This is a genomic window from Massilia mucilaginosa, assembly GCF_011682145.1.
Taxonomy (GTDB): domain Bacteria; phylum Pseudomonadota; class Gammaproteobacteria; order Burkholderiales; family Burkholderiaceae_D; genus Telluria_A; species Telluria_A mucilaginosa.
Genome location: NZ_WHJH01000029.1, coordinates 38,340 through 61,232, shown reverse-complemented (window position 1 = coordinate 61,232; position 22,893 = coordinate 38,340). Strand labels below are relative to the sequence as shown.

Annotated in this window: 16 protein-coding genes; 10 read left to right on the top strand and 6 right to left on the bottom strand. The window is 63.6% G+C overall.

Annotation, left to right across the window (positions count from 1 at the left end):
* The first annotated feature begins 130 nt into the window (after positions 1-130).
* The 4 genes from F2P45_RS21035 (at position 131) to F2P45_RS21020 (ending at position 6,066) form a co-directional block, all read left to right on the top strand.
* Entirely contained in the window at positions 131-1,762 is a 1,632-nt protein-coding gene (locus F2P45_RS21035; protein WP_166879536.1) for a tetratricopeptide repeat-containing response regulator, read from the top strand.
* Positions 1,763-1,826: 64 nt separating this feature from the next.
* The gene (locus tag F2P45_RS37045) at positions 1,827-2,909 is read left to right on the top strand and encodes an AraC family transcriptional regulator (RefSeq protein ID WP_223164800.1); all 1,083 of its coding nucleotides are present in this window, start codon (positions 1,827-1,829) and stop codon (positions 2,907-2,909) included.
* 228 nt (positions 2,910-3,137) lie between these two features.
* Complete coding sequence (locus F2P45_RS21025) at positions 3,138-4,268, top strand: nuclear transport factor 2 family protein (protein ID WP_166879532.1); 1,131 nt, start codon at positions 3,138-3,140, stop codon at positions 4,266-4,268.
* Positions 4,269-4,317: 49 nt separating this feature from the next.
* Complete coding sequence (locus F2P45_RS21020) at positions 4,318-6,066, top strand: serine hydrolase domain-containing protein (RefSeq protein WP_166879530.1); 1,749 nt, start codon at positions 4,318-4,320, stop codon at positions 6,064-6,066.
* 51 nt (positions 6,067-6,117) lie between these two features.
* Here F2P45_RS21020 and F2P45_RS21015 read toward each other — a convergent pair whose 3' ends face one another.
* From F2P45_RS21015 to F2P45_RS21000, 4 genes are all read right to left on the bottom strand, one after another.
* Positions 6,118-6,261: a hypothetical protein gene (locus F2P45_RS21015; RefSeq protein WP_166879528.1), complete on the bottom strand. Its 144-nt coding sequence runs from the start codon at positions 6,259-6,261 to the stop codon at positions 6,118-6,120.
* Positions 6,262-6,267: 6 nt separating this feature from the next.
* Positions 6,268-9,621: a WG repeat-containing protein gene (locus F2P45_RS21010; RefSeq protein WP_166879525.1), complete on the bottom strand. Its 3,354-nt coding sequence runs from the start codon at positions 9,619-9,621 to the stop codon at positions 6,268-6,270.
* Positions 9,622-9,862: 241 nt separating this feature from the next.
* Positions 9,863-10,708, bottom strand: coding sequence for a hypothetical protein (locus tag F2P45_RS21005; RefSeq protein WP_166879522.1), 846 nt, complete (start codon positions 10,706-10,708; stop codon positions 9,863-9,865).
* A gap of 164 nt (positions 10,709-10,872) precedes the next feature.
* On the bottom strand, positions 10,873-14,487 hold the full coding sequence (locus F2P45_RS21000) for a hydantoinase B/oxoprolinase family protein (protein WP_166879519.1): 3,615 nt from the start codon (positions 14,485-14,487) through the stop codon (positions 10,873-10,875).
* 112 nt (positions 14,488-14,599) lie between these two features.
* Here F2P45_RS21000 and F2P45_RS20995 point away from each other — a divergent pair, with 112 nt between their 5' ends.
* The gene (locus tag F2P45_RS20995) at positions 14,600-16,084 is read left to right on the top strand and encodes an NAD(P)H-hydrate dehydratase (RefSeq protein ID WP_166879517.1); all 1,485 of its coding nucleotides are present in this window, start codon (positions 14,600-14,602) and stop codon (positions 16,082-16,084) included.
* Between the two features lie 104 nt (positions 16,085-16,188).
* Here F2P45_RS20995 and F2P45_RS20990 read toward each other — a convergent pair whose 3' ends face one another.
* Entirely contained in the window at positions 16,189-16,905 is a 717-nt protein-coding gene (locus F2P45_RS20990) for an ABC transporter ATP-binding protein (protein WP_166879515.1), read from the bottom strand.
* On the opposite strand from F2P45_RS20990, the gene F2P45_RS20985 reads away from it, so the two are divergent.
* From F2P45_RS20985 to F2P45_RS20970, 4 genes are read left to right on the top strand one after another with little or no spacing between them, the layout of a single operon-like run.
* A complete protein-coding gene (locus F2P45_RS20985; RefSeq protein WP_166879514.1) occupies positions 16,904-17,527 on the top strand; it encodes an arylesterase in 624 nt (207 codons plus the stop codon). The two genes, F2P45_RS20990 and F2P45_RS20985, sit on opposite strands and share 2 nt — an antisense overlap.
* Before the next feature lie 2 nt (positions 17,528-17,529).
* On the top strand, positions 17,530-18,585 hold the full coding sequence (gene mnmH / locus F2P45_RS20980; RefSeq protein WP_166879512.1) for a tRNA 2-selenouridine(34) synthase MnmH: 1,056 nt from the start codon (positions 17,530-17,532) through the stop codon (positions 18,583-18,585).
* 36 nt (positions 18,586-18,621) lie between these two features.
* On the top strand, positions 18,622-19,104 hold the full coding sequence (locus F2P45_RS20975) for a hypothetical protein (protein WP_166879510.1): 483 nt from the start codon (positions 18,622-18,624) through the stop codon (positions 19,102-19,104).
* A complete protein-coding gene (locus F2P45_RS20970; RefSeq protein WP_166879507.1) occupies positions 19,101-19,568 on the top strand; it encodes a hypothetical protein in 468 nt (155 codons plus the stop codon). Before F2P45_RS20975 ends, F2P45_RS20970 begins: the two co-directional genes overlap by 4 nt.
* A gap of 65 nt (positions 19,569-19,633) precedes the next feature.
* On the opposite strand, the gene F2P45_RS20965 is transcribed toward F2P45_RS20970, so the two are convergent.
* Positions 19,634-20,368 carry a hypothetical protein gene (locus F2P45_RS20965; protein WP_166879504.1) on the bottom strand — a complete coding sequence of 245 codons (735 nt, stop codon included), beginning with the start codon at positions 20,366-20,368 and terminating at the stop codon, positions 19,634-19,636.
* A 188-nt stretch (positions 20,369-20,556) separates the two neighbouring features.
* Between F2P45_RS20965 and F2P45_RS20960 the strand changes: the two genes are divergently transcribed.
* A complete protein-coding gene (locus F2P45_RS20960) occupies positions 20,557-22,770 on the top strand; it encodes a hypothetical protein (protein ID WP_166879501.1) in 2,214 nt (737 codons plus the stop codon).
* The last annotated feature ends 123 nt before the right edge of the window (positions 22,771-22,893 follow it).

Genomic DNA, 22,893 nt, shown 5'->3' with positions numbered 1-22,893 from the left:
TTCGCCTCACCGCTCTCGTGTGACAGTTGCCGCTGGCGCCGGGATTAGCGTATCGTAGGGTTTCAAGAGTTTCCCGCATGAACCGTTAACAGGTGTACTCCCCCGTTCGAGGGGACACGAAAGTGAACAGATGCAAGATAACAGCAACTTGTCGGTATTGGTGATCGACCCGAATCCGGGCATGCGCGGCAGCCTGCAAAACATGCTGACGCAGTCCAGCATCACGAAAATCGATTTCGCCGTCAACGCCAGCACGGCCATCAAGCAGGTCGACAAGCGCAAGTACGACCTGATTCTGTGCGAATACGACCTCGAAGGCGGCGGCGCCGAAAGCGGCCAGGACGGCCAGCAGTTGCTGGAAGACATGCGCCATCACAAGCTGATCGGCCTCGGTACCATTTTCATCATGATTACCTCGGAAGGCGTCTACAGCAAGGTCGTCAGCGCCGCCGAGCTGACCCCGACCGACTATATCCTCAAGCCGTTCACGGTGGACATGCTCAGTTCGCGCATCAACCGCGCCATCGAGCGGCGCGCGGTGTTCCTGCCGACCTACAACCTGATCGGCCAGGGCAACCTGCGCGAGGCGATCAAGTCGGCGGCGGCCGGCGAAGCGGCGCACCCGCGCCATGTGGCCGATTTCGCCCGCCTGCGCGCGGAAATGCATGTGGCGCTCGATGAACTGCCGCAGGCCGAGGATATCTACACCGGCATCCTGGCCAGCAAGTCGATCGGCTGGGCCAGCCTGGGCCTGGCGCGCGTACTGTTTGCGCAGGACAAGATCGAGGAAGCCGAAGCTGTCGTCACCAAGCTCATCGAAGACAATCCGAAGTTCATGGCCGCCTACGACCTGCTGGCGAAGTGCCACGAAATGAACGGCGCCGCCTATCGCGCGCAAAAAACCCTGGAAGAAGCGGTGTCGATTTCGCCACACATGGTGCGGCGTTTGCGCCGCCTGGGCGAGGTGGCGCTGGAAGCGGGCGATGTGGTGATGGCCGAAAAATCGTTCAAACAGGTCGTATCGAAGTCCAAATACTCCGAATTTCGCGATCCCGAGGATCACGTGAAGCTGGTCAAGACCTTGCTGAAAAAGGGCGACACCAACCAGGCCGGCAGTGTGATCCGCGATATGGAAAAGTCACTGCGCGGCAATGCCGCGATCGACGCCTGCAAGGCGATTTCGGTGGCGCTGCTGCATGAGTCGGCGGGCAACACCTCGGCGGCGGTGACGGAACTCAATGCGGCGGTGGCGGCGGTGCGGCTGTCCAAGGGCTTGTCCAGCGACTTCAAGATTGGCCTGGCGCGCACCTGCCTCTCGAACCGGCTCGACAACGCGGCGGCCGAAGTCATGCTGACGGTCATGAACGATGTCGACAGCAAGGTGTCGATGCAGGATGCGATGAGCGTGTTCGTCAAGGCCGGCCGCCCGGACCTGGCCGAGGGCATGAATTCGCGCCTGATGACCCAGGTGCAGGAATTGCTGGACCTGGCCGCCGAAAAAGGCAATATGGGCGACGTCAAGGGCGCGGTCCAGACCCTGCTCGAAGCCCAGCACATGGCGCCCAAGAACGTGCAGGTCATGGTGGCGCTGGCCAAGGCGATCCTGCGCCAGCTCGAAGACCTGGGCTGGGATCATCCGCTGGCCGAGGTCTGCGTCAGCCAGCTGGAGGCGATGCGCAAGAGCGATCCGGGCAATCCGCTGCTGCCGGGCCTGACCGAGGATTATCACGGGGCGCAGCGCAAGTACGGGATTTCGAGCTGATGCGCTTCCGATGCCGGCGCGCAGGCGCACCGGACCCAACTCTTCAATTCCACATCATTTTCTCGTGATCTCAAGCCAACTGCTGTTTTTCATTAGCGCGCTCGGCGCGGTCAACGGGATTTTCCTGGCCTGCTACCAGTTCAGCCGCCGATCGCATCGCCTCACCAACAGCCTGTTGGGCGCATTGCTGCTGGCGATCGGATTCCGCACGGCAAAGTCGACTTTTTACTACTTCAACCCCGCTATCGCCGTCGAGATCCTGCAGGCCGGCATATCGGCTTGCCTGCTGATCGGCCCACTAAGCTACCTGTATGTGCATTGCCATCTCGCGGATCTGGCACAGCGGGCCGTTGGCAAGCATTGGCGCACGCATCTTTTGCTGGCGCTATGTGCGATCGGCATAGGCATTGTCTTTCCGTATTCCCGCTACCCGCATGTCTGGCATTACTCGATTCGTTCCATCCATGTTTATTGGTTGTTCTATCTGTTATTGGCCGGCAAACAGCTGTGGCAAGCGCGCGCCTTGCTGCTCGGCGCAGACGGACGGATATCACGTCAAAATTATCTCGTTCTCAGCGTTTATGCCAGCAGTTTCCTGATCCTCGTCGCCTATGCCACCACCCAGTTTACCTCGTATATTGTCGGGGCGATTTCGTTTACCGTGTCGATCCATGCCGGCATCCTGATTTTCGCCCTTCAAAACGACGCGCGGGTGGAGACCGCCAAAAAGGAGAAATATCAGAATCGACAGCTGGCGGACGAGGATTCCCGCGCACTGCTCGATTCGCTGGATCGCGCGATGTCCGAACAGCGGCTGTACTTGAATCCAAATCTGAGCCTGCCGCTATTGGCCAAGAAAATCGGCTATCTGCAAACGACCGTATCCCGGGCGATTAACGAGAAACTCGACAAGAGTTTCAATCTTTACATTAACGAGTTTCGCATTCAACACGCCAGGCAGTTATTGACCGATGAGTCCCATTTGACCATGGAACTCGTTGCGGAACGTAGCGGATTCAACTCCAGTTCGACATTTTTCGCGGCGTTCAAGAAGATCGCCGGCCAGACCCCGGCAAGCTATCGCACTGCATCCGCAGCGCAGCATGCGTCGTCATCGCCCGACCGCCAGCTCGGCATCCCTTCCTGACCCCTCCCGTTTGCCGGCCGATTTTTCGCGGTTCACCGGGGCAATCGCCGGGCCTCGCAGCGCCGCCACGCTGCGGAATCATGTATCCGGAGTCCGGGATCATGGCTTCCGACAGCAGGCCACCACCTTCGCCCTATCCTACCGTTCGGCATGGCGCACAGCAGCGCACCTGCCGAACAACCGTATCTACCTTCGGTAAAAGGTACTTGCAGGACTTTGGGATAATCTATGCGTCAACACTTCTTCTTGCGCGCCTTGCTCGGCGCCTGTCTTTTGTTTTGCCTGTCCGGGCGGGCGACGGCGGCCGCCGCGCCAGGCGATACCGAACAAATCCGCGCAACCTTAACGGACTACATCGAAGGGACGGCAAATGGCGAACCCGCCCGGCTAAGACGCGCCTTTCACCCGGACTTCAATCTGTATACGGTCACCGAAGCCGATACATTGCTGGTTCGTTCTGGCAGCAAATATATCGCGGACATAAAGCCGGGAAACAAGGTCAACCGGATCGGGCGCATCCTGTCGATCGATGTCGAAAACAATGCGGCAACCGCCAAAGTCGAAATCGCGATGCCCGGCTTCAGAATATATACCGATTACTTCATCCTGCTGAAATACGAAGGCGGCTGGAAGATCGTGCACAAGAGTTACACCTGGAAGGAGGCTCCCAAAAGCAAAGACAAGGTCTTGTTCATCACCTCGAATCAACACACTTACGGCAATACCAAGTTGAATGCTTCCAACCACTTCGAAGAAATCGTCATCGCCTATGACATTTTCAGAAAGAGCGGCCTTGTCGTGGATTTTGTCAGCCCCAATGGTGGCGCGATTCCCGTGGGCTATGTCGACACATCCAACAAGACGCAAAAGGACCACCTGTACGACGCCGGTTTCATGAATCTGCTGAAGAATACCTTCAAGCCCGCACAGGTCGATCCGAACGACTACAAGGCGATTTACTACAGCGGTGGCGGCGCGGCCATGTTCGGCGTCGCCGAAAACGCGGACATCCAACGCATCGCGCTCAAGATTCACGAAAATGGCGGTGTGATATCGGCCATCTGCCATGGCACTGCCGGCATCGTGAACCTGAAAAACAGCGCCGGCACCGCCATTTTTTCGAACAAAAAGATTACCGGCTTCCCCGACATCTTCGAAAATACCGCAGCCGACTATTACAAGACCTTCCCTTTTTCCATCGGCAAGGAAATCGCCAGGCAAGGCGGGAATTTTGTCCATTCAAAGAGCTTCGGCGACAATTTTCATGTGGTCGACGGCAACTTCATAACAGGGCAAGACCCCTCTTCCACCGCCTCGGTCGCGCGCAAAGTCATTGAGACCATCCAGAAAATCCACTGACAGCGGCCTGACGCCGCCTGACCATTCGAATTCACAGGAAGACACCGACATGAGCGAACATTTTTCACCTACAAAGTATCTGATAGCCGGATGCCTCGCACTTTCCCCCTTGACGGCAAACGCCAGCAATCTTGCAGCGACCGCAGATGGGCAAGCCATCGCCAAGGTGCTCAGCGAGTATGGCGGGCCGGACAAGCCTGCCTTGGCCATCACCCTCTTGCAAGATGGGAAAGTGATTTACGAGAACGCCTTCGGGAACGCCAATCTTGAATACAAGGTGGCAGCGACGGTCGATACGAAATTTCAAGTCGATTCGCTGGCATGGGAATTCATCGCCGCCGCTATTTTGATGCTGGAAGATCGAGGACAGCTGGCACTGAACGACGACATCAGGAAATACCTGCCGGAAGTACCCGACTTCGGCAAGAAAATATCCATCAACCATTTATTGAGCTCCACCGATGGTCTGTACGGATATCGGGTCATGAAGTCCCTGGGCGGGTGGGAATCGACAGCGCCTGAACGCTACGAGACTATTTTGCCCTTCATAAACGGACAAAAAACACTCAACTTCAACCCTGGAGAAGCGTTTTCGCCCGGCGGCGACACCCGGTTCGTCCTGTTGATGAAAATCGTGGAGCGCGTGTCGGGGCAAGCGTTCGACACCTACGCCAAGGAAAACCTGTTTGCACCGCTGAACATGTCGAACACGCTGTTTCTTACCGAAACTTCCGAGCCGGTGACCAACGTGGCGGTCCCGTACCTTGCCGATGCCAAGGGAACGTACAAAACCACCCACGCCGGCGGCAAAGCGGCGGGACCGATCGATCTGTACACCTCGATCCGCGATCTTTCACTCTGGAGGGCGGCCATGTCAGCGCCAGTGCCGGGCAAAAAGTCGCTGGCGGACAGATTGAATGTGCCTGTCAGGCTCGATGCCGGAAACGTGGTCAGGGATATTTCCGGTATTTCCACATACGGGCAGTTGCATGCGGGCCTGGAAAGAGGGATTTCCAAGTTCTATCGAACGGGAAATTCTGGCGGGTATGCCAGTTCCATCTTCCATTTTCCCGAGCAGAATGTCACGGCGATTGCGCTCAGTTCCGGCCTGGCATATAACGGAAGTTATGCCATGCGGATCGCATCCGTTGTGCTGAAAACCCACTTTACCGAGCCGGAGACGATCGATTATGCGGGCATCGCAGCTGTCGAGGTGCCTCCCGAACTGCTGCGGAAATACGCGGGAAGTTATTGGAACCGCCAGCGCGCCATTTCCGCAAGAGTTCACGTCAAAGACGGTGTCTTGCATTACAGCAGAACGGAAGGCACTGACGGACGCGCCTCGATCCCCTTGAGCGGCTCGGTTTTTCAGCTGAAAATCGACGGCGACGACAAATATACGATCAAGTTTGTGGATAAGAAAGAGGGACGGGACATGCACTTCATCATGGGAAACAGCGATCCGCTTGTTTTCGAGTCGTACACACCCGTTTCGTACCCGGAAAGCGCCTTGGCGCAGTTCGCCGGCACCTTCTACAGCAAGGAACTCAACTCGTCCTTTGTACTGGAGACGCGTGACGGACTCCTGACCGCCAGAAACCTACGTGTTGGCACGGTCGTTTTCAAACCAATGACGGCCGACATCTTTTCCGGCAACAAAGACTTCATGGGGAGTATCAAATTCAATCGAGGCAAAGGCAATGAGGTTACCGGATTCCAGATCGCGGTCGACGAGGTCCGGGGTCTGGAGTTCACGAAAATCCCCACTGGCGACGATGGCAAACTGCGTCATCTGTAAGCCGTCGAGGCCGATCCGCTAGCTGATCGGCCGGGTCGGCGCCGCGCACGTCTACCAGCGCCGGCGACATCGCAGGCACGCGCCGTCATCCGGATCATTGTCGATGGCATCGACCACGCCCTCACGAATGCGAAGCCGCTCGCCTGGCTCGCCGGGTGGTTTCAGCCAATGCCGGACCACCACCGTGCGGGTCATGGCGTCTCAGACTCCGGCGGCAAGTTCAACCTGTTCGTAGAGCGCGGGCGGCACCGAGGCACGCATGTACCCCAACTCCCGCACCGCCGCCACGCAGACGGCGACGGTGCGCAGTTCCGGCGGGAGCTTGTCGAGTTCCATGCCCTCTTTGCTCACCAAGGCCAGGCAGACCTCCTCGTTCAAATACTTGCGCGGGATCTTATCCAGCGGCATATAGCTTTCGCGCACGGCGATCGCGTACAGCTCGGACGTCATCAGCTTTTTGGGGACGTAGTCGACCGCGCGCGGCAGCGCGGCCACGGCAGCGTCCACCATGGCGCGGGTAATGCGCTTGTGCGGCAGCGCCGACAAGGCGCGCGGGTGCGATTGCATGCCTTTCAATAAGGCGTGGTCGTCCGCCGTGGCGAGCGTTTCCTGGCAGCGCGTGGCGAGCCATGACACATCGTCGGGCACGCCGAATTCCGGCGTGTAGTCGCGATCGCAGGACAGAACGGTGGCCGCTTCGAACGCCGCTTCCAACGGGCGCCCCAGCGCTTCCCACGCCGCGGCCATGACGTAGTGGCCATTCACGGGATACTTCAGATGAGGTGTTGCCAGGACGGCGTCGTCGAGGGCGCCCTGGAAATCGCCTGCCCAGAGGCGGGTCCAGGCGCGCGTGCCGTGCCAGGCGCTGTGCGCAAGGGGCTGGCCGGCCTCGATCAGGCGCGTGCAGATATCCTCGTGCAGCTCGGCCGGTACCCAGGCCAGGGCGGCGTCGTTTTGCCGCAATGCGGCCAGGTAGATGTCGACGTCGCGCAGTGCGGGCGGTACGAATTCCAGCGTTTCCCCGTCGTGCTGGACCGAAAGCAGGCATAAGGCGTGCGTGACCAGGTGCGCCGGAATGAACGGAAGCATGGGCGGGTAGCTCGCGCACACGGCGCGTTCGGCCAGCGCCTGCGTGATCATCTCCTTGCGCACGTAGGCAAGATTGGTGATATCCAGTTCCAGTGCCAGCGCCTCGATCTCGGACGTGCGCAGCCATAAGGGAATCCCGCGCAGGCTGGCTCCGGCCTTGAGCGCGCGGATGCACAGCGCGTTGTCCAGCAGGCAGCCCCAGAACTGATACAGGCAGCCGTGGTACCACTCGGAGATCGGCGTCGAGCAGGTATCGTCGCGCTCATTCCATCGCCGGTCGTCGGCATACAGGGCACGCGCCAATGCCAGGCCCTCGGCAGTCATGCAACGCTCCGGGATGTCGCAGGCGACGTCGGCGCCCTTGCGTATCAATGCCTCAAGCCGCGCAGGCGTCTGGAAGCGCGCCGGTATCCACCCGAGGGCATCCGCATGGGCGTCGACGGCGATGTCGGCCAAGGCCTCGTCGATCAGCGCGTCGGGGACCTCGGAAATGGCGATGGCGTGGCTTTTGACAAAGGCGGGCAAGTCGATACCGTCGAAATACGATGGCTCGTCCTCGTCCTCGTCCTCGTCGTCTTCTTCCTGCGCGCCGCCGGGTTCCGCGAGCAGCCCGCGCGCGGCATCGGCCGCCTCCAGCGTCTCGCTCGATGGCGAGCAGCTTAACCACACCTCGTCCCAGTCGTCGCCATCGCCCCAGTCGCCAAAGGTGGCGAGAACGAGCCAGACACGATTCGATTCCTTCGCGCCATCCGTACCCGCCAGTGCGGCCGGCAAGTCGAACGCCCAGCCTTGTTCCCGGCACAAGCCGCGAAGGCAGACGTGATCAGGGGCAGGATCGCCGGGGCCGAACTGCGCCGCCAGCTGCGCCGCGAAATCGGCATAGATGGCGTCCTGCGCTTGGCCGCGCATGCCGCTCAAAAACTGATATTCGCCGTTCACGCCTTCGTCGAGGTAGCTGCGAAATATCCGGCGCACGGTCGAGGGGCCGTAACAGGTGGCGCGGTCGTGCTTGTCGTTATCGTCACCGTCATCCTCGTCGTCCTCGTCCTCGTCATCGCCGTCGTGCTGCGCGGCGGCCCAGACGTCGAATTGCGCGTCGCTCGCATGGCGCTGAAGTTTTTGCATGGTCTCGGCCAGCATGTCCCGGACCAGGTCGGGGAAAGCGGCACGCGAATCGAGTTCGTCCAGGAAGGTGTCCGGAGCGGCTGCAAAGAAGACCGCCGGCATGGTCACCTCCGCGCGGGGGCGGCCTTGCCACACCAAACGTCCCGCCTGATCGTAGAGCGCGGCGAACTGGCCCGCGTCGCTTTGCTCGCGCCGCCAGCGGTAAGCCACGCGCGCGTCGCGGTCGAGCAGCACCACGCCATCCCGGGCAAGGAACGGCGCCAGCGGCGTATTCGACTCCGGGAGCCAGAGCGAGCCCTCGGACGACAATACTTCGATGGCCTCCTTCGGCGCCGGCAGGAACACGCCGTCGGTGCGCACGAGGCCCCATAGCAGGGAGCCATCATCGATTGCGGTGGGATTTTCCGCAGCATCGGATCCGTGGCCGATGGCAAAACCGTGCTCGGTGAAATCCGTTCCCCAATACACGTACTCCGTGTTGAGCTCGCTCCCATCCGCCTTGAAGTAAGTCTTTTCGCCATACTTGACGATTCCACAGCTCATCGTCGTGGACAGGTGGTAGGACTGATCCTTGAGCACATGCTTGCCGCTGGCATCCAGATAACCGAATTCAAAGCCTTTCTGAAGGCAAAATGCCAGGCCGTCAGCGTTGAATTCGTCGATGCGGTCATGGCGCGGCTGCACAATCCAGTTGCCTGCCGTGTCGATCAGGCCGAACATTTTGGGCGCGCTCGCCGCCGGCGCGACGCCGTGGACGGAAAATCCGAGCGCCTCGTGAAACTGGGGAGCGATGACCCACTGGCCGTCGCGGCCGATGTAGCCAGTCTTGTCTCGCTTGCCCACGCGCACCGCCGCCAGGCCATTCGCGGCGAATTGCCCGGCGTCGGCGAAGCTGCCGTCGAAAGCGAACTCGCCGCGCGTATCGATGTAGCGCCATGCGTTCGCCGACACTTTCACCGCCGCCAGCCCGTGCGTAAATGCGCCTACCGCCTCATGCACCGGGGCGACGACGCACTGGCCAAGCAAGTTCATGTAGCCCCAGAGGCCGTTCTTGCGGAAGCGCGACAGGCCATCGTCGCTGAAGGCACGCGCCTCGTCCAGATCGGGCGCCACCAGCCAGTCGCCGGTGGCGTTGATGTAGCCGCACGCGCCCTCGCCGGCCGAGGCGGCGGCGATCAGGCCACCGCGGCCGTCGTCCCGGAACGCTCCCCCAACCTGGACCAGCGGTGGGTCCATGGCGCGCGCCGCACCCTCATGAATGACGAGCAGGTCGTCATATTCGTCGTCGGGTTGAAAAAAATTTCGGATCAGGATGGGCTGGGTCGGCATGAAGGTTTGCATGGGCGAGTCGGGTTGAGCAGGCATTCTACTCGCAGCAACTACTCGTGCAGGCCTGAAAGCAGGCAAAAAAATACCTCCCGGTTGAACCGGGCGCGGAGAGTCGGACATCAACTTCCGGCGCCAGTTCAGCCGTGAGGCAGAAGAACGAGTCCGAGGAACGTCGTCCACCATTTAGCCCAGTGTAGCGCGCGGCACTTAGCGCTGGCTTAGCAAGACTTTGCCGCAGCATGCCGGCAGCGCTTCAGCACTCGCGCGCCAGCCCTCCGCTCTTGCACGGCTTGGCGCCGGCGGGCGTGTGCAGCTTGAACGCTGGTTCTTGCCGGGCCGCCACTTTGGCAGGCACCGGCTTGGCCTTGGTGGCCGGCTTGGCCCCTGGCTTGGGCGCCACTTTCGGCTTGACGCCCGGTTTGGCCGGCGCGGCGGCGACCGGTTTTTTCTTCACGCCTACCTTGGCCGGCGCCGCCGCGACGCTTTTCTTCGCGCCCGGCCTGGCCGCTGCGACAGGTGCTTTTGCCCTGACCACCGGCTTTTTCGCGGCAAGCACGGGCGCCTTGGGCTTGGCCTTGACCACAGGTTTGGCCGCAGGCGTCTTTTTGGTCACGGAAGTGGCGAGCGGATGCACGGGCTTGGGTACGGGTTTCGGCACGGGCGCCGCTTTCGCCACAGGCACCGGCACCGGCTCAAGCGGCTTTTTGACCGCCGTTGTCTCGGGCTCGGGCGGCAGGACGACCAGCGGCGGCACCGTTTCAGGCGCGGGCGTGATGGTGCCCGGCGGCGGCGAGGTGTAGTCCGGCGCCGGTCCGGTCGCTGTCAGGGCGACGGTAGCCTTCGGCGGCGGCTTGGCCACCGGTTTGGCCCGCGCCGCCGAATCGGCCTGGGCGCTCATCGCCACGACCTGCATGGCGTTGTCAAGCTTGCGTTGGGAATTGAACCACAATCCGCCGCCGATCAAGGCCGCCAGCGCGAGCGCGCCACCGCCCCACGCCACCGCCGTGCCGATCCAGTTGCCCGCAGGCGGTTTTGGTTCCTGCAGGATCCCCGACAGCACCGGCGGACCCGAGGGTTCGTCGGGCAGCAAGGACGGCATCGGCTTCTTCGCGGGAGGTGCGGGAGGCGCCGGGTCGAACGTTGCATCGTCGGGTGTCAGGCTCGGCTCGACACGCCGAGGTCCGTTTTGCTCATGTGATTCCAAAATCTAACCCTTATTGATCTGACACCAAATTGTGTACCAAGCCACAAGTGTAGCCAATTTCACAAAATTTTGGAGCACAAATCGCCAAATCCGCCGCCGCCGGGGGTTTCGATCACGAACAGGTCGCCTGCCGCCATCTCGGTTTTGCCGATGTGGGCGAGCAGTTCAACGCTGCCGTCGGCCCGCACCACGCTGTTGATCCCGCACGCGCCCGGGCTGCCGCCGGCCATGCCGAACGGCGCATGGATGCGGTTGTTCGACAGGATCGCCGCCGTCATCGGCTCCAGGAAGCGCACCTTGCGCACCCCGCCGTTACCGCCGTGCCAGCGCCCCGCGCCGCCCGATCCGTGCCGGATCTCGTAGCTCTCGAGCCGCACCGGGAAACGGAATTCCAGGATTTCCGGGTCGGTCAGGCGCGAATTGGTCATGTTGGTCTGGACCACGTCGGTGCCGTCGAAGCCCTCCCCGGCGCCGGAGCCGCCCGAAATCGTCTCGTAATACTGGTATCTGGCGTTGCCGAAGGTGAAGTTGTTCATCGTGCCCTGCGACGCGGCCATGACCCCGAGCGCGCCGTACAGCGTGTTGGTGATGCAGGTCGAGGTTTCCACATTGCCCGACACGACCGACGCCGGATAGTGCGGATTGAGCATCGAGCCCGGTGGAATGAGCACCTTGAGCGGTTTCAGGCAGCCGGCGTTGAGCGGAATTTCATCGTCCACCAGGGTGCGGAACACGTACAGCACCGCCGCCATGCACACCGCCGACGGCGCATTGAAGTTGTTGGCCAGTTGCGGCGAGGTGCCGCTAAAGTCGATGGTGGCGCTGCGCGCGGCCTGGTCGACCCGGATCGCCACCTGGATCTGCGCGCCGTTATCGAGCTGCGTGGTGAAGTCGCCGTCCTTGAGCGCCCCGATCACGCGCCGCACCGCTTCTTCGGCGTTGTCCTGCACGTGGCCCATGTAGGCCTGCACCACGGCCAGGCCGAAGTGCGCGACCATCTTGCGCAGTTCGTCCACGCCCTTCTGGTTGGCGGCCACCTGCGCGCGCAGGTCGGCCATGTTCTGGTCGGGATTGCGCGCCGGATAGCGCGCGCCGGAGAGCAGCGCGCGCGCTTCGGCATCGCGCAGCAGGCCGTCGACGCCGTCGACCAGCTTGAAGTTATCGATCAACACGCCTTCCTGCTCGATGAAGACCGAGTCCGGCGGCATGGACCCCGGCGTGGTGCCGCCGATGTCGGCATGGTGGCCGCGCGAGCCGACGTAGAACAGGATCGCCGCGCCGGCCTCGTCGAACACCGGCGTGATCACCGTGACATCCGGCAGGTGGGTGCCGCCGTGGTAAGGGTCGTTGAGCATGAAGACGTCGCCCGGACGCATCTTGCCCGCGTTTTCGGTCATGACGGTCTTGATCGACTCGCCCATCGAGCCCAGATGCACCGGCATGTGCGGGGCGTTGGCGATCAGGTTGCCGCAAGCATCGAAAATGGCGCAGCTGAAGTCCAGCCGTTCCTTGATGTTGACCGAGTACGCGGTGTTCTGCAGGCGCAGGCCCATTTGCTCGGCGATCGACATGAACAGGTTATTGAAAATCTCCAGCATCACCGGATCGGCCGTGGTGCCGATGGCGCGCCGCTCGGGCATCGCTTCGATCCGCGTCAGCACCAGGTGGTTGTGCGGCGTGACCCTGGCCTGCCAGCCCAGTTCCACCACGGTGGTGGCGTTGTCCTCGGCGACGATGGCCGGGCCCTTGATCACATCGCCCGGCCGCATGTCGGCGCGCCTGTACAGGCCCGTGTTGTGCCACGAATCGGCGCCGAACATGCGCACCGTCTCGCGCGCCTTGAGCGGGCCTTCGCGCGTCGCTTGCACGGCCAGGCTCTCGGCCGGGGCGTCGGAGGCGCCGATGGCTTCCACCGACACCGCCTCGACCACCATCGCCTTGGACGGCATCAGGAACGAGAAGCGCTTTTTGTAGGCCGCTTCGAACTGGTTCTTCATGCGTTCGGGATTATCGAACAGGACGATGATGGCCGAATCGGTGCCTTCGTAGCGCAGGTGCACGCGCCGCACCAGCCGAATACGCGCAGCGGCCACGCCCTGGTGGGTCAGCTCTTTGCTCAAGCCATCGCCCAGCGCCGTGAGGTAGCCGTCCAGCATGTCGGGCGTGGTATCCGCCAGGCGCAGTTCGACCGCGCGCTCGCGCATGGCGCGCTGGTCGGCCAGGCCCATGCCGTAGGCCGACAGCACGCCGGCCAGCGAATGCACGAATACGGTTTTCATGCCGAGGGCGTCGGCCACCAGGCAGGCATGCTGCCCGCCGGCGCCGCCGAAACTGGTGAGGGCGTACTCGGTCACGTCGTGGCCGCGCTGCACCGAGATCTGCTTGATCGCGTTGGCCATGTTGCCGACCGCGATCTGGATGAAGCCTTCGGCCACCTGCTCCGGCGCCGGCGTGACGCCGGTGGCGGCGCCGACTTGCTGCGCCATGGCGAGGAACTGGGCGCGCACGCGTTCCGGATCGAGCGGCTGGTTGGCCTCCGGCCCGAACAGGCGCGGAAAATGCGCCGGCTGGATTTTGCCCAGCATGACGTTGCAGTCGGTGACCGCGAGCGGGCCGCCGCGCCGGTAGCTGGCGGGGCCCGGATTGGCGCCGGCGCTGTCGGGACCGACGCGATAGCGGCTGCCGTCGAAATGCAGCAGCGAGCCGCCGCCGGCGGCGACCGTGTGAATGCTCATCATCGGGGCGCGCATGCGCACGCCCGCGACCTGGGTTTCGAACACGCGTTCGAATTCGCCCGAAAAGTGCGACACGTCGGTCGAGGTGCCGCCCATGTCGAAGCCGATCACTTTGTCGAAGCCGGCCAGCTGGCTGGCGCGCGCCATGCCGACAATGCCGCCGGCGGGGCCGGACAGGATGCTGTCCTTGCCCTGGAAGGCGCGGGCGTCGGTCAGGCCGCCGTTCGACTGCATGAACTGCAGGTTCACGCCCGGCATTTCGGCGGCCACCTGGTCGACGTAGCGGCGCAGGATCGGCGACAGATAGGCGTCGACGACGGTGGTGTCGCCGCGCGCGACGAGCTTCATCATCGGGCTCACTTCGTGCGAGACCGACACCTGGCTAAAGCCGATGGCGCGGGCGATGCGCGCGCAGGCCGCTTCGTGGGCGGTGTAGCGGTAGCCGTGCATGAAGACGATGGCCAGCGAACGGGCGCCGTCGTCGTAGGCGGTTTGCAGGGCGGCGCGGGTGGCGTCGTCGTCGAGCGTGGTGAGCACCTCGCCGTGGGCGCCGATCCGTTCGTCGATTTCCACCACATGGCTGTACAGCAGTTCCGGTAGCACGATATGCCGATCGAACAATTTTGGCCGGTTCTGATACGCTATGCGCAGCGCGTCGCGAAAGCCACGCGTGATGGCCAGCGCCGTGCGCTCGCCTTTGCGTTCGAGCAGGGCGTTGGTGGCGACGGTGGTGCCCATCTTGACGGCCTCGATGGCATCGACCGGCATCGGCGCATCGCTCTGCAGGCCAAGCAGATGGCGGATGCCGGCAACGGCGGCGTCGCTGTACTGCTCCGGATTTTCGGACAACAATTTATGGGTCACCAGGCTGCCGTCAGGCCGGCGCGCCACGATGTCGGTAAATGTGCCGCCGCGATCGATCCAGAATTGCCAATCCATGTGCCATCCTTAAATGTGTTTGGGATGGCGCATATTGTAGTGCCCATCCCGAAATTTTAGTCAGCGTGTATTGAAATTGGCGCAATATTAGCGCCTTTGCAACGGAGTCAAGATGAAATCACTGTACAGCGTCGCCGAAATCCGCAGTATCGAACACACCATGGCGCAAACTCTGCCGGCCGGCACGCTGATGCAGCGCGCCGGCGAAGCGGCCGCCAGCGCCGCGCGTGCCATGCTGGCCGGGCGCAAGGTCCTGCTCCTGGCGGGGCCGGGCAACAACGGCGGCGACGCGCTCGAAGTAGCGGCCAACCTGGCGGGCGCCGAGACCGATCTTGACGCCGACGTGACGGTGCTGTATTTGCCCGGTTCAGTGGCTCCCTCGCCCGAGACGGCCAGGGCGCTGGCCAGGGCCCGCGCCAGCAAGGCGCAGTTTGTCGACAGCCTGCCGCTCGGACGCGACTGGAGCCTGATCGTCGACGGCTTGTTCGGCATTGGCCTGGCGCGCCCGCTCGACGGCGACATGCGCGCGCTGGTCGAGTCCATCAATGGGCTCGGGCGGCCGCTGCTGGCGCTCGATGTACCGAGCGGACTCGATGCCGATACCGGCGCCGTGATCGGCCCCGATGGCGTGGCGATCCAGGCCACGCGCACGATCACCTTCATCGGCGACAAGCCGGGACTGCATACATTTGAAGGACGCGATTACGCGGGCCAGGTGCAGTTGGCGCCACTGGGCATCGATCCGGGCCAGCGCCCGCCCGCCGGGGCGCGTTTGAACGAGCCGGCGCTGTTTGCGCGCCACCTGGCGCCGCGCCGGCACAACAGCCACAAAGGCAGTTTCGGCGACGTGGCGGTGATCGGCGGGGCCAAGGGCATGGCGGGCGCACCGCTGATGGCGGCGCGCGGGGCGCTGTTTACCGGCGCCGGACGGGTGTTCGTGGCGGCCATCGAGCCGGCAGGCGCGGTCGATTTCGTGCAGCCCGAGATCATGCTGCGCGACGCGCAGGAATTCGACAGCGGCGACGCCACGCTGGTAATCGGTCCGGGCATGGGCGACTCGGTGACCGCGATGCGGGTGCTGTTCAAGGCGCTCGAAGGCAAGGCGGCACTGGTGCTCGATGCCGACGCGCTCAATCTGATCGCCGACAGTCCTGACTTGCAGGGACGGCTGGCGCAGCGCGAGGCCAGCGCGATTGTGACGCCGCATCCGCTGGAGGCGGCGCGGCTGCTGGGCGTGACCAGCGCGGTGGTCCAGGGCGACCGGCTGGCCGCCGCGCGCGAACTGGCGTCGCGCTTGAACGCGGTGGTGGTGCTGAAGGGGTCGGGCACGGTGATTGCCAATGCCGCCGGCTCGGTGGTGATCAATCCGACCGGGAATGCGGGACTGGCCACAGCGGGCAGCGGCGATGTGCTGGCGGGGATCTGCGGCAGTTTGCTGGCGCAGGGCTGGCAGCCGTGGGAGGCGGCTATCGGCGCGGTGTGGGTGCACGGCGCGGCGGCCGACCGGCTGGTGGCGCAAGGGAGCGGGCCGATTGGGTTGACGGCGGGCGAATTGCCGCTGGCGGCAAGGGCGGTGCTGAACGCGCTGGCGCGTTAAGTGTACTCAACCGAAAGTCACGACAGCATGACCCGTCTCTCCCGGCCTCGGCGGCACCCTTGGCGGGAGAGACGGCTCATAAGATTGTGGCTAACGGGAAACCGCTAAACCAGCCGTCCACCCGCAATCGTGATCGTCCGCCCACAACGCGCCGCAATCGACGGGTCGTGCGTCACCAGCACCAGGGTCGAACCGCGCTCGCGGTTCAATTCGAACATCAGCTGAATCACCGCCTCGCCGGTCGCCGCATCCAGGCTGCCGGTCGGTTCGTCGGCAAACAGCAACGGCGGCTCGGTCACGAACGCGCGCGCCAGGGCCACGCGCTGCTGCTCGCCGCCCGACAAAAACTTCGGATAATGCTTCAAGCGGCTCGACAGCCCTACCCGTCCCAGCATGGCCGCCGCCTTTTCCTTCGCATCGCTTTCGCCGCGCAGCTCCATCGGCAGCATCACGTTTTCGAGCGCGTTCAAATGCGCCAGTAACTGAAACGACTGGAACACGAAACCCAGCTTGGCCTTGCGCAGACTGGCGCGGCCATCTTCGTCGAGCGCGAAGATGTCGTCCCCGGCCAGGATCACCTTGCCGGTCGATGGCGTGTCCAGACCCGCGAGCAGTCCGAGCAAAGTCGACTTGCCCGAACCGGACGCGCCCACGATCGCGAGCGTCTCGGCCGGTTGCACTGTAAAATCGACGCTGTGCAGAATGGTCAGTTCGCCGCTGGCATCGGCCACGCGCTTCGACAGGCCGATCACCTCGATCGCCGCGGGCGCCTTTGCATGGTCACTTACGTAACGATTGGAAGAATCAGGAATGTCACGCATGCTTGTTTATCTCAAAAAATGGTCTGTTTGCGGGCTGCTGATGATGGCCGCCTCGGCGAGCGCCTATTCTGCACCAAAAACCGTGCTTGTGCTGGGCGACAGCTTGTCGGCCGAGTATGGACTCAATCGCGGCGACGGCTGGGTCGCGCTGATGGAGCAAAAACTCAAGGCCGAAAAAATCGAGGCGTCCATCGTCAACGCCAGCATCAGCGGCGAGACCACCAGCGGCGGCCGCGCGCGCCTGCCGGCCCTGCTCACCAGGCACAAGCCGGACGTGGTGGTCATCGAACTGGGCGCCAACGACGGCCTGCGCGGCCTGCAGGTGCCGGCCGCCGAAGCGAACATGCGCACCATGATCGAGCTGGCGCAGAAGAACAAGGCGCGCGTGCTGCTGGTCGGCATGCGCATTCCGCCCAACTACGGACGTCAATACACCGACAGCTTTTTCGGTATGTACAAGTCGCTCTCGACCAAATACAAGACGGGGCTGGTGCCGTTCATGCTCGAGGGCGTGGCCGACAAGCCGCCCCTGTTCCAGCCGGACCGCCTGCATCCGGCCGCGAATGCGCATCCGATCATCCTGGCGACTATCTGGCCGCACATCCTGCCATTGGTGAAATGACGATGAAATATCCCGCCCTTGAGAATTTTGCGGACCTGCTGCCGCAACTCGACCAGTTCGACTGCATCATCGACGCGCGCAGCGAGTCCGAGTTCGCGCTCGACCATCTTCCCGGCGCCATCAACTGCCCGGTGCTGAGCGACGCGGAGCGGGTGCGGGTCGGCACCATGTACAAACAGATCAACGCGTTCGAAGCGAAAAAGGTCGGCGCGGCGCTGGTGGCCAAGAACATCGCGCGCCATATCGAGACTTTGTTCATTGACAAGCCGAAGGAATGGCGTCCCTTGATTTACTGCTGGCGCGGCGGCAACCGCAGCGGTTCGATGGCGCTGATCCTGGCCAAGATCGGCTGGCCGGCGGTGCAGCTCGACGGCGGCTATAAAGCCTATCGCGCCTACGTCAGCGCGGCGCTGCTGGAGCCGCCCCTGCCCGAATTGAGGGTCATTTGCGGCACCACCGGCAGCGGCAAGAGCCGCCTGCTGCAGGTGCTCGACTCGATCGGCGCGCAGGTGCTGGACCTGGAACAGCTGGCCGCGCACCGCGGTTCGGTGCTGGGCAATTTGCCGAGCAAGCCACAGCCATCGCAAAAAATGTTCGAGACGACGATCTGGGACAAGCTGCGCAACTTCGATCCGGCGCGGCCGGTGTTCGTCGAATCCGAAAGTAAAAAGGTCGGCCAGTTGCGCGTGCCGGACGCGCTGATGAACAAGATGCGGCAATCGCCGTGCGTATCCCTGACCTTGTCGCGCCCGAACCGGGTGCGGCTGCTGATGGAGGATTACGAGCATTTCACCAACAGCCCCGACACGCTCAATACCCAGCTCGACTGCCTGGCGCAGCTGCACGGGCGCGACAAGATCGACAGCTGGCACGCACTGGCCAGCGGCGGGCAGATGCCGGTGCTGGTGGACGAACTGCTGGCGTCGCACTACGACCCGGCCTACCTGCGCTCGATCGACCGCAATTTCATCCAGGTCGGCAAGGCCGAGGTGGTGGCGCTGGACGATATTGGCGAAGCCGATTTTATGGCGGCGGCGCAGCGTTTGCATGCCGTCTGATCGCACGGTGCGGAAAGTTCTTTTGGAGAGTTACCGTTGCACGAACAATATCTGACTCACCGGGATGTCGAGCTCTTCGGCCCCGGCGTTTGCAGCGGGTGCGGCAGACACGGGTTGCACCCAGCCTGCGAAGCGCGGGCTGTTGAACGAATGCGGGAGTTCGATGAGAACGAGCGCCGGCTTCTTGAGCAGCATGCACTGCACGGCGCATATGGCGTCGCGGGAGCGGCGGCCCGGCAGTCCTACGATTCCGCCCTCGCGGCGTTGTCAGCGTACCTGGAACGTCCGCTTGATTGCGATCTCGACCATGCGATCGAAGGCGCCGGATGGTGGTTCATTCCGGAGGGTTGGATTGGCATGTTGGGTTTTGTCGTTGAGAAAGAAGGAGCCACGATCTATCCGCTCGGCTCCGGGCTGGCCGCACGGAACAGGCTGCCTAACGCGTCCGCGCTCTGGTGCGCGATTGATGCATACTTGCATGGTCAGGTCGAGGCTGTAAATCGGCCATCAACAAGATGACCTCTCCTTACAAGCCCCCCGCAGCGGCCTTTGCTGAAGAGATACCCAAGGCGGCGGGCGTGCGCTGGATCGGCGCGGCCGTGTTCGCGGTGGTGCCTGCACTGATATTCGCGCTGGTCGAGGTTCCCGACATCACCAACCGGGATCCCGCAGCCACAATGATGTCGGAAGCTGTCAGGCGTTTGCCAGCCGTCGCCATCGCCTCGGCGACCGGGTATTTGCTCGCCGTCCGATTTACCCACGCATCGAAACTCGGCACATTGTTTTTGGGAATGGCGGCCGGCCTATTCTGGAACACCATCTATGTGGTTATGGTCAATCTGACTATTTACAACGTCCGGGGATTCGATTTTCTGAAGCATTCCTTTACCCTGGCGCCCTTCGCCCTTGTTGTGCTGTTTGCTCCGCTGGCCGGAATGATGAGCCTGCTGGTGCGCCAGTTAAGTAGAGGGCTCTTGAAATAGCGCGGTTCCCGGCTTGGATCGAGGTGGCCCCAAGCATCACTGATATGCCACCCCGGAGCGGGCTTTCAAGAGATCAGATGCCGAAATGTCGGCTCAATCTTTTTCGCATGCAGGAAGCGCACGATATCTTCCAGGGTGGCGTCGCGCAGCAACAAGCCCTCCGGCGCGCTTGCGACAGCAGGCGCGCTCCTGGCCGCCGGCGCGCCATGCGCGGGCCCGAGCACGTCAAGCGCCTGCTGGAACTGCGCGGCGCCGATGCGCTCCAGGCGCTCCAGTAAGGCGGCCTGGGCCGCCAGCGGCGGCGCCATCTCCAGCCCCGATTCCTCGGCGAACGCTGCGCCCAGGCCCGCATCGATGAACGCGGCCCACTTGCCGGTGCGCGGGTCCAGGCAAGGCGGCAATTCCACCGCCGCGCCGGCCGCATCGGCAAACGGCGCCATCTCGGGCACGTAGGCCTTGCGGATCAGTTCCAGCAAGGTGCGCACCTGCGCGATCGGCGTTGGCGCTTCCAGCGACATCCACAAGTAATAGCCGTTCGAACCCGAAATGCTCACCGCCGGGGCGGGAAAACCGAGTTCGGCCTGCAAGGCATTCGCCACCACGCACAGCTGCGCCCAATGCTGCGCCTCTCCCGCGCCCGGCAGTTTGCGAAACGGGATCACCACCGCACGCGTCATGCCGCCGTCGGCCAGCTCGATGGCAAGGGCGCTGTGCCCGGCGCGGCGCTGCGCGAGCAGGTCCGGCGACAAGGCGCCTGCGGGAAGGTACAAACGGCTCAGTTCCGACATCATCTTTTGCATCTGTTTCCTCAGTCCGGCCAGCTACCCTGCGTAGCCAGTGGCGCATTTTGCCACAGCGCGACGCCCCCGCGGCTGGCCGTACCTATCAGATCTGCAGTTATTTATCATGGTTTTCATGACATCGCCGGTAGCGCTCACTGGCCGGCAGGTCTACTTTTCAAGCTCATACCAACAACAAAGGAGCCAAGATGTCAACGAAACAAGCCCAGGAGCGCAGCGTCACGCTGGAAGTGCAGGCCACCATCACCGAACGCCCGGACCAGCTCCCCGCCATCGTCGGCTATGCGTTCAGCCAGGGCGGAACCTTGCTCGACACGCAGCCGCTCGACAAGGAGGGCCGCGCGCGGCTCACGGTCCCGGTGGGAGCGGAAGGTCAACTGGTGCGCGTCGTGCTCGGGCCCGAACTGGACAAGGACGTGCTGGACGTTGGCGAACTGCTGCGGCGCGGCGGCATCGACCGCCATGTGCCGGTGCGCCCGACCACGGAGCGCGTGGCCCCGGTGCTCTTCGAGCTCGGCCCGGACCGCTGGCGCCGCTGGATCGGACGCCTGTGCGTGGTCAACGGCACGCTGCTCAAGCGCGTCGTGTCCGGCGGTGTCGTGCTGAACCTGCCGGTATGCCATGCCAGCGTCGAGGTCTACGAAGTCGACCCGTGGCCGATCATCATCGCCACACTGCCCCAGCTTGAGATCGACCGCCTGCGCGACATCGTCGACGGCCCCTGGCCACCGCTGCGCCTGCCAATTCCCCCGCGCCCGCCCGAGCCCTTCCTGGCCACCGAACTGGAAGATCCGCTGCTGAGCGTGGCCCTGAACCCGCAGCCGCTGCCGCCGCGCCAGCTGCAGGCACACGCCATGCAGCACGCCGAGCCGCTTGCCTTCGAGCAAACCCCAGCGCTGAGTGCGCTAGCGCTGCCGGCCGACCTGATACTGGCCGCACGGGCGTCGCGCCCTGTCTTCGAGCGTGCCGTGCTGACCCACCTCGAGCTGCTGCGCCCCTTGTTTTGCTGGCTGTTCCCGTTCGCGGTGCGCAAAACCAGGATCGCCACCGTGACGACCGACGAGTGCGGCCATTTCCGCGCCGTGATCTGGCGTTCGATCTTCAACTTCGACCAGCCCGATCTGTACTTCATCGCCCGCCAGCGCATCTGGCCTGGCTTTTCGGTGACGATCTACGAGCCGAAACCGGTGCTGTGCCACACCTGGTGGAACTATGCGTGCGGCACGGAAGTCACGCTCGTCACCAGCCACCCGCTGGCGCGCGCCTGCCTGCCCTGCCCGCCCGTGGTGGCGCCCAACAACTGGGTGTTGTTCATGGCCATCGGCAATACCTCGGTCTGGCGCATCCACGGCGCCAACGACAGCACCCGGATCGGCAGCGCCGGCTTCGAGCCGGCCCAGCGCGGCTTGCTCGACGGCAGTGCGCCATGGGGCGGTTCGCTGCGCCCCCGTCTTGAGTTCGACAGTTCCCTGCGCAACGACCTGGGCGTGTCCTTCTATCGCGTGTCGTACAAGCGCGCGAGCGAGGACGAGTCGTCGTGGCGCCCCAGCGTCGAGGCGATCAACCGCCACTACACGCGCGAAGTCGGTGGCGACCTGATCCTTGAACAGTACGCGCTGGGCCCGCGCACGGTCGGCAGCAGCGCGCATCTGTACGAAATTCCGCCGGCACTGCCGCCAACCGGCCAATGGTCGATTCCGAACGCTGTGCTCGATACGCAAAACGCGGTGATTCCCACCACGGCGGTCGCGCCCGGCATGCCGTTCGACCTGAACGGGGTGGCGACAGGGCCGGACCAGGGCGGCTTGTGGCAGATCAAGATCGAGCTGTTCAACGCCGCCGGCGCCATGGTCGATCCCGAGGCGCTGGGCATCAAGTGGCGCGTGCCGGCCACCGACACGCTGACGGGCACGATTCTGACCCAGGATGCAGCCCTGCTCGGGCTGGTCGACGCGGCGTTCAACCGCATGGTGCTGACCGTGCGGGTGGACAATAACCCCACCTTCGCCCGCATCGATGCGCCCGCCGTGGGCGGCAGCACGGCGGCCGACGAGTGCGGCGTGATGCATTACGCCGCGTCGGCGCAGACAGTGGCCGTGCCCTTCCTGGCGCTGCAGATGAACCGCTTCGCCAGCTACAGCTTCTATGTGCAGCGGGGCACGGTGTGGCCACCGGAGTACAGCCTGGCGGCGACAGCGGCGGCCAGCGTTGCCGGCATGCCCGGTGCGATACCGCCGTCGCCGCCGGCGGCCCCACCGCCGACGGTCGGCAGCCTGCTCGACGCGTGCAGCCTGGCGGGCTTTACCGAGCAGCTGTATGTGGCGCACACGGGCACCGACGGCTGGTCGCGCCTGAGCGGCTACGACAGCAGTGCCGCACGGGCGTTCGTGCTGGCGCCGTGAGCGGGCGCGCGGCCGGCGCCTGAGGCCGGCGTATCCGGGTGAATGAGGAAAACGGGGGGCGGCTGCGGACTGCCCCCCGTTTTGGGCATTTGTCAGTCGTCAAACTGTGCAACTTGCCGATGG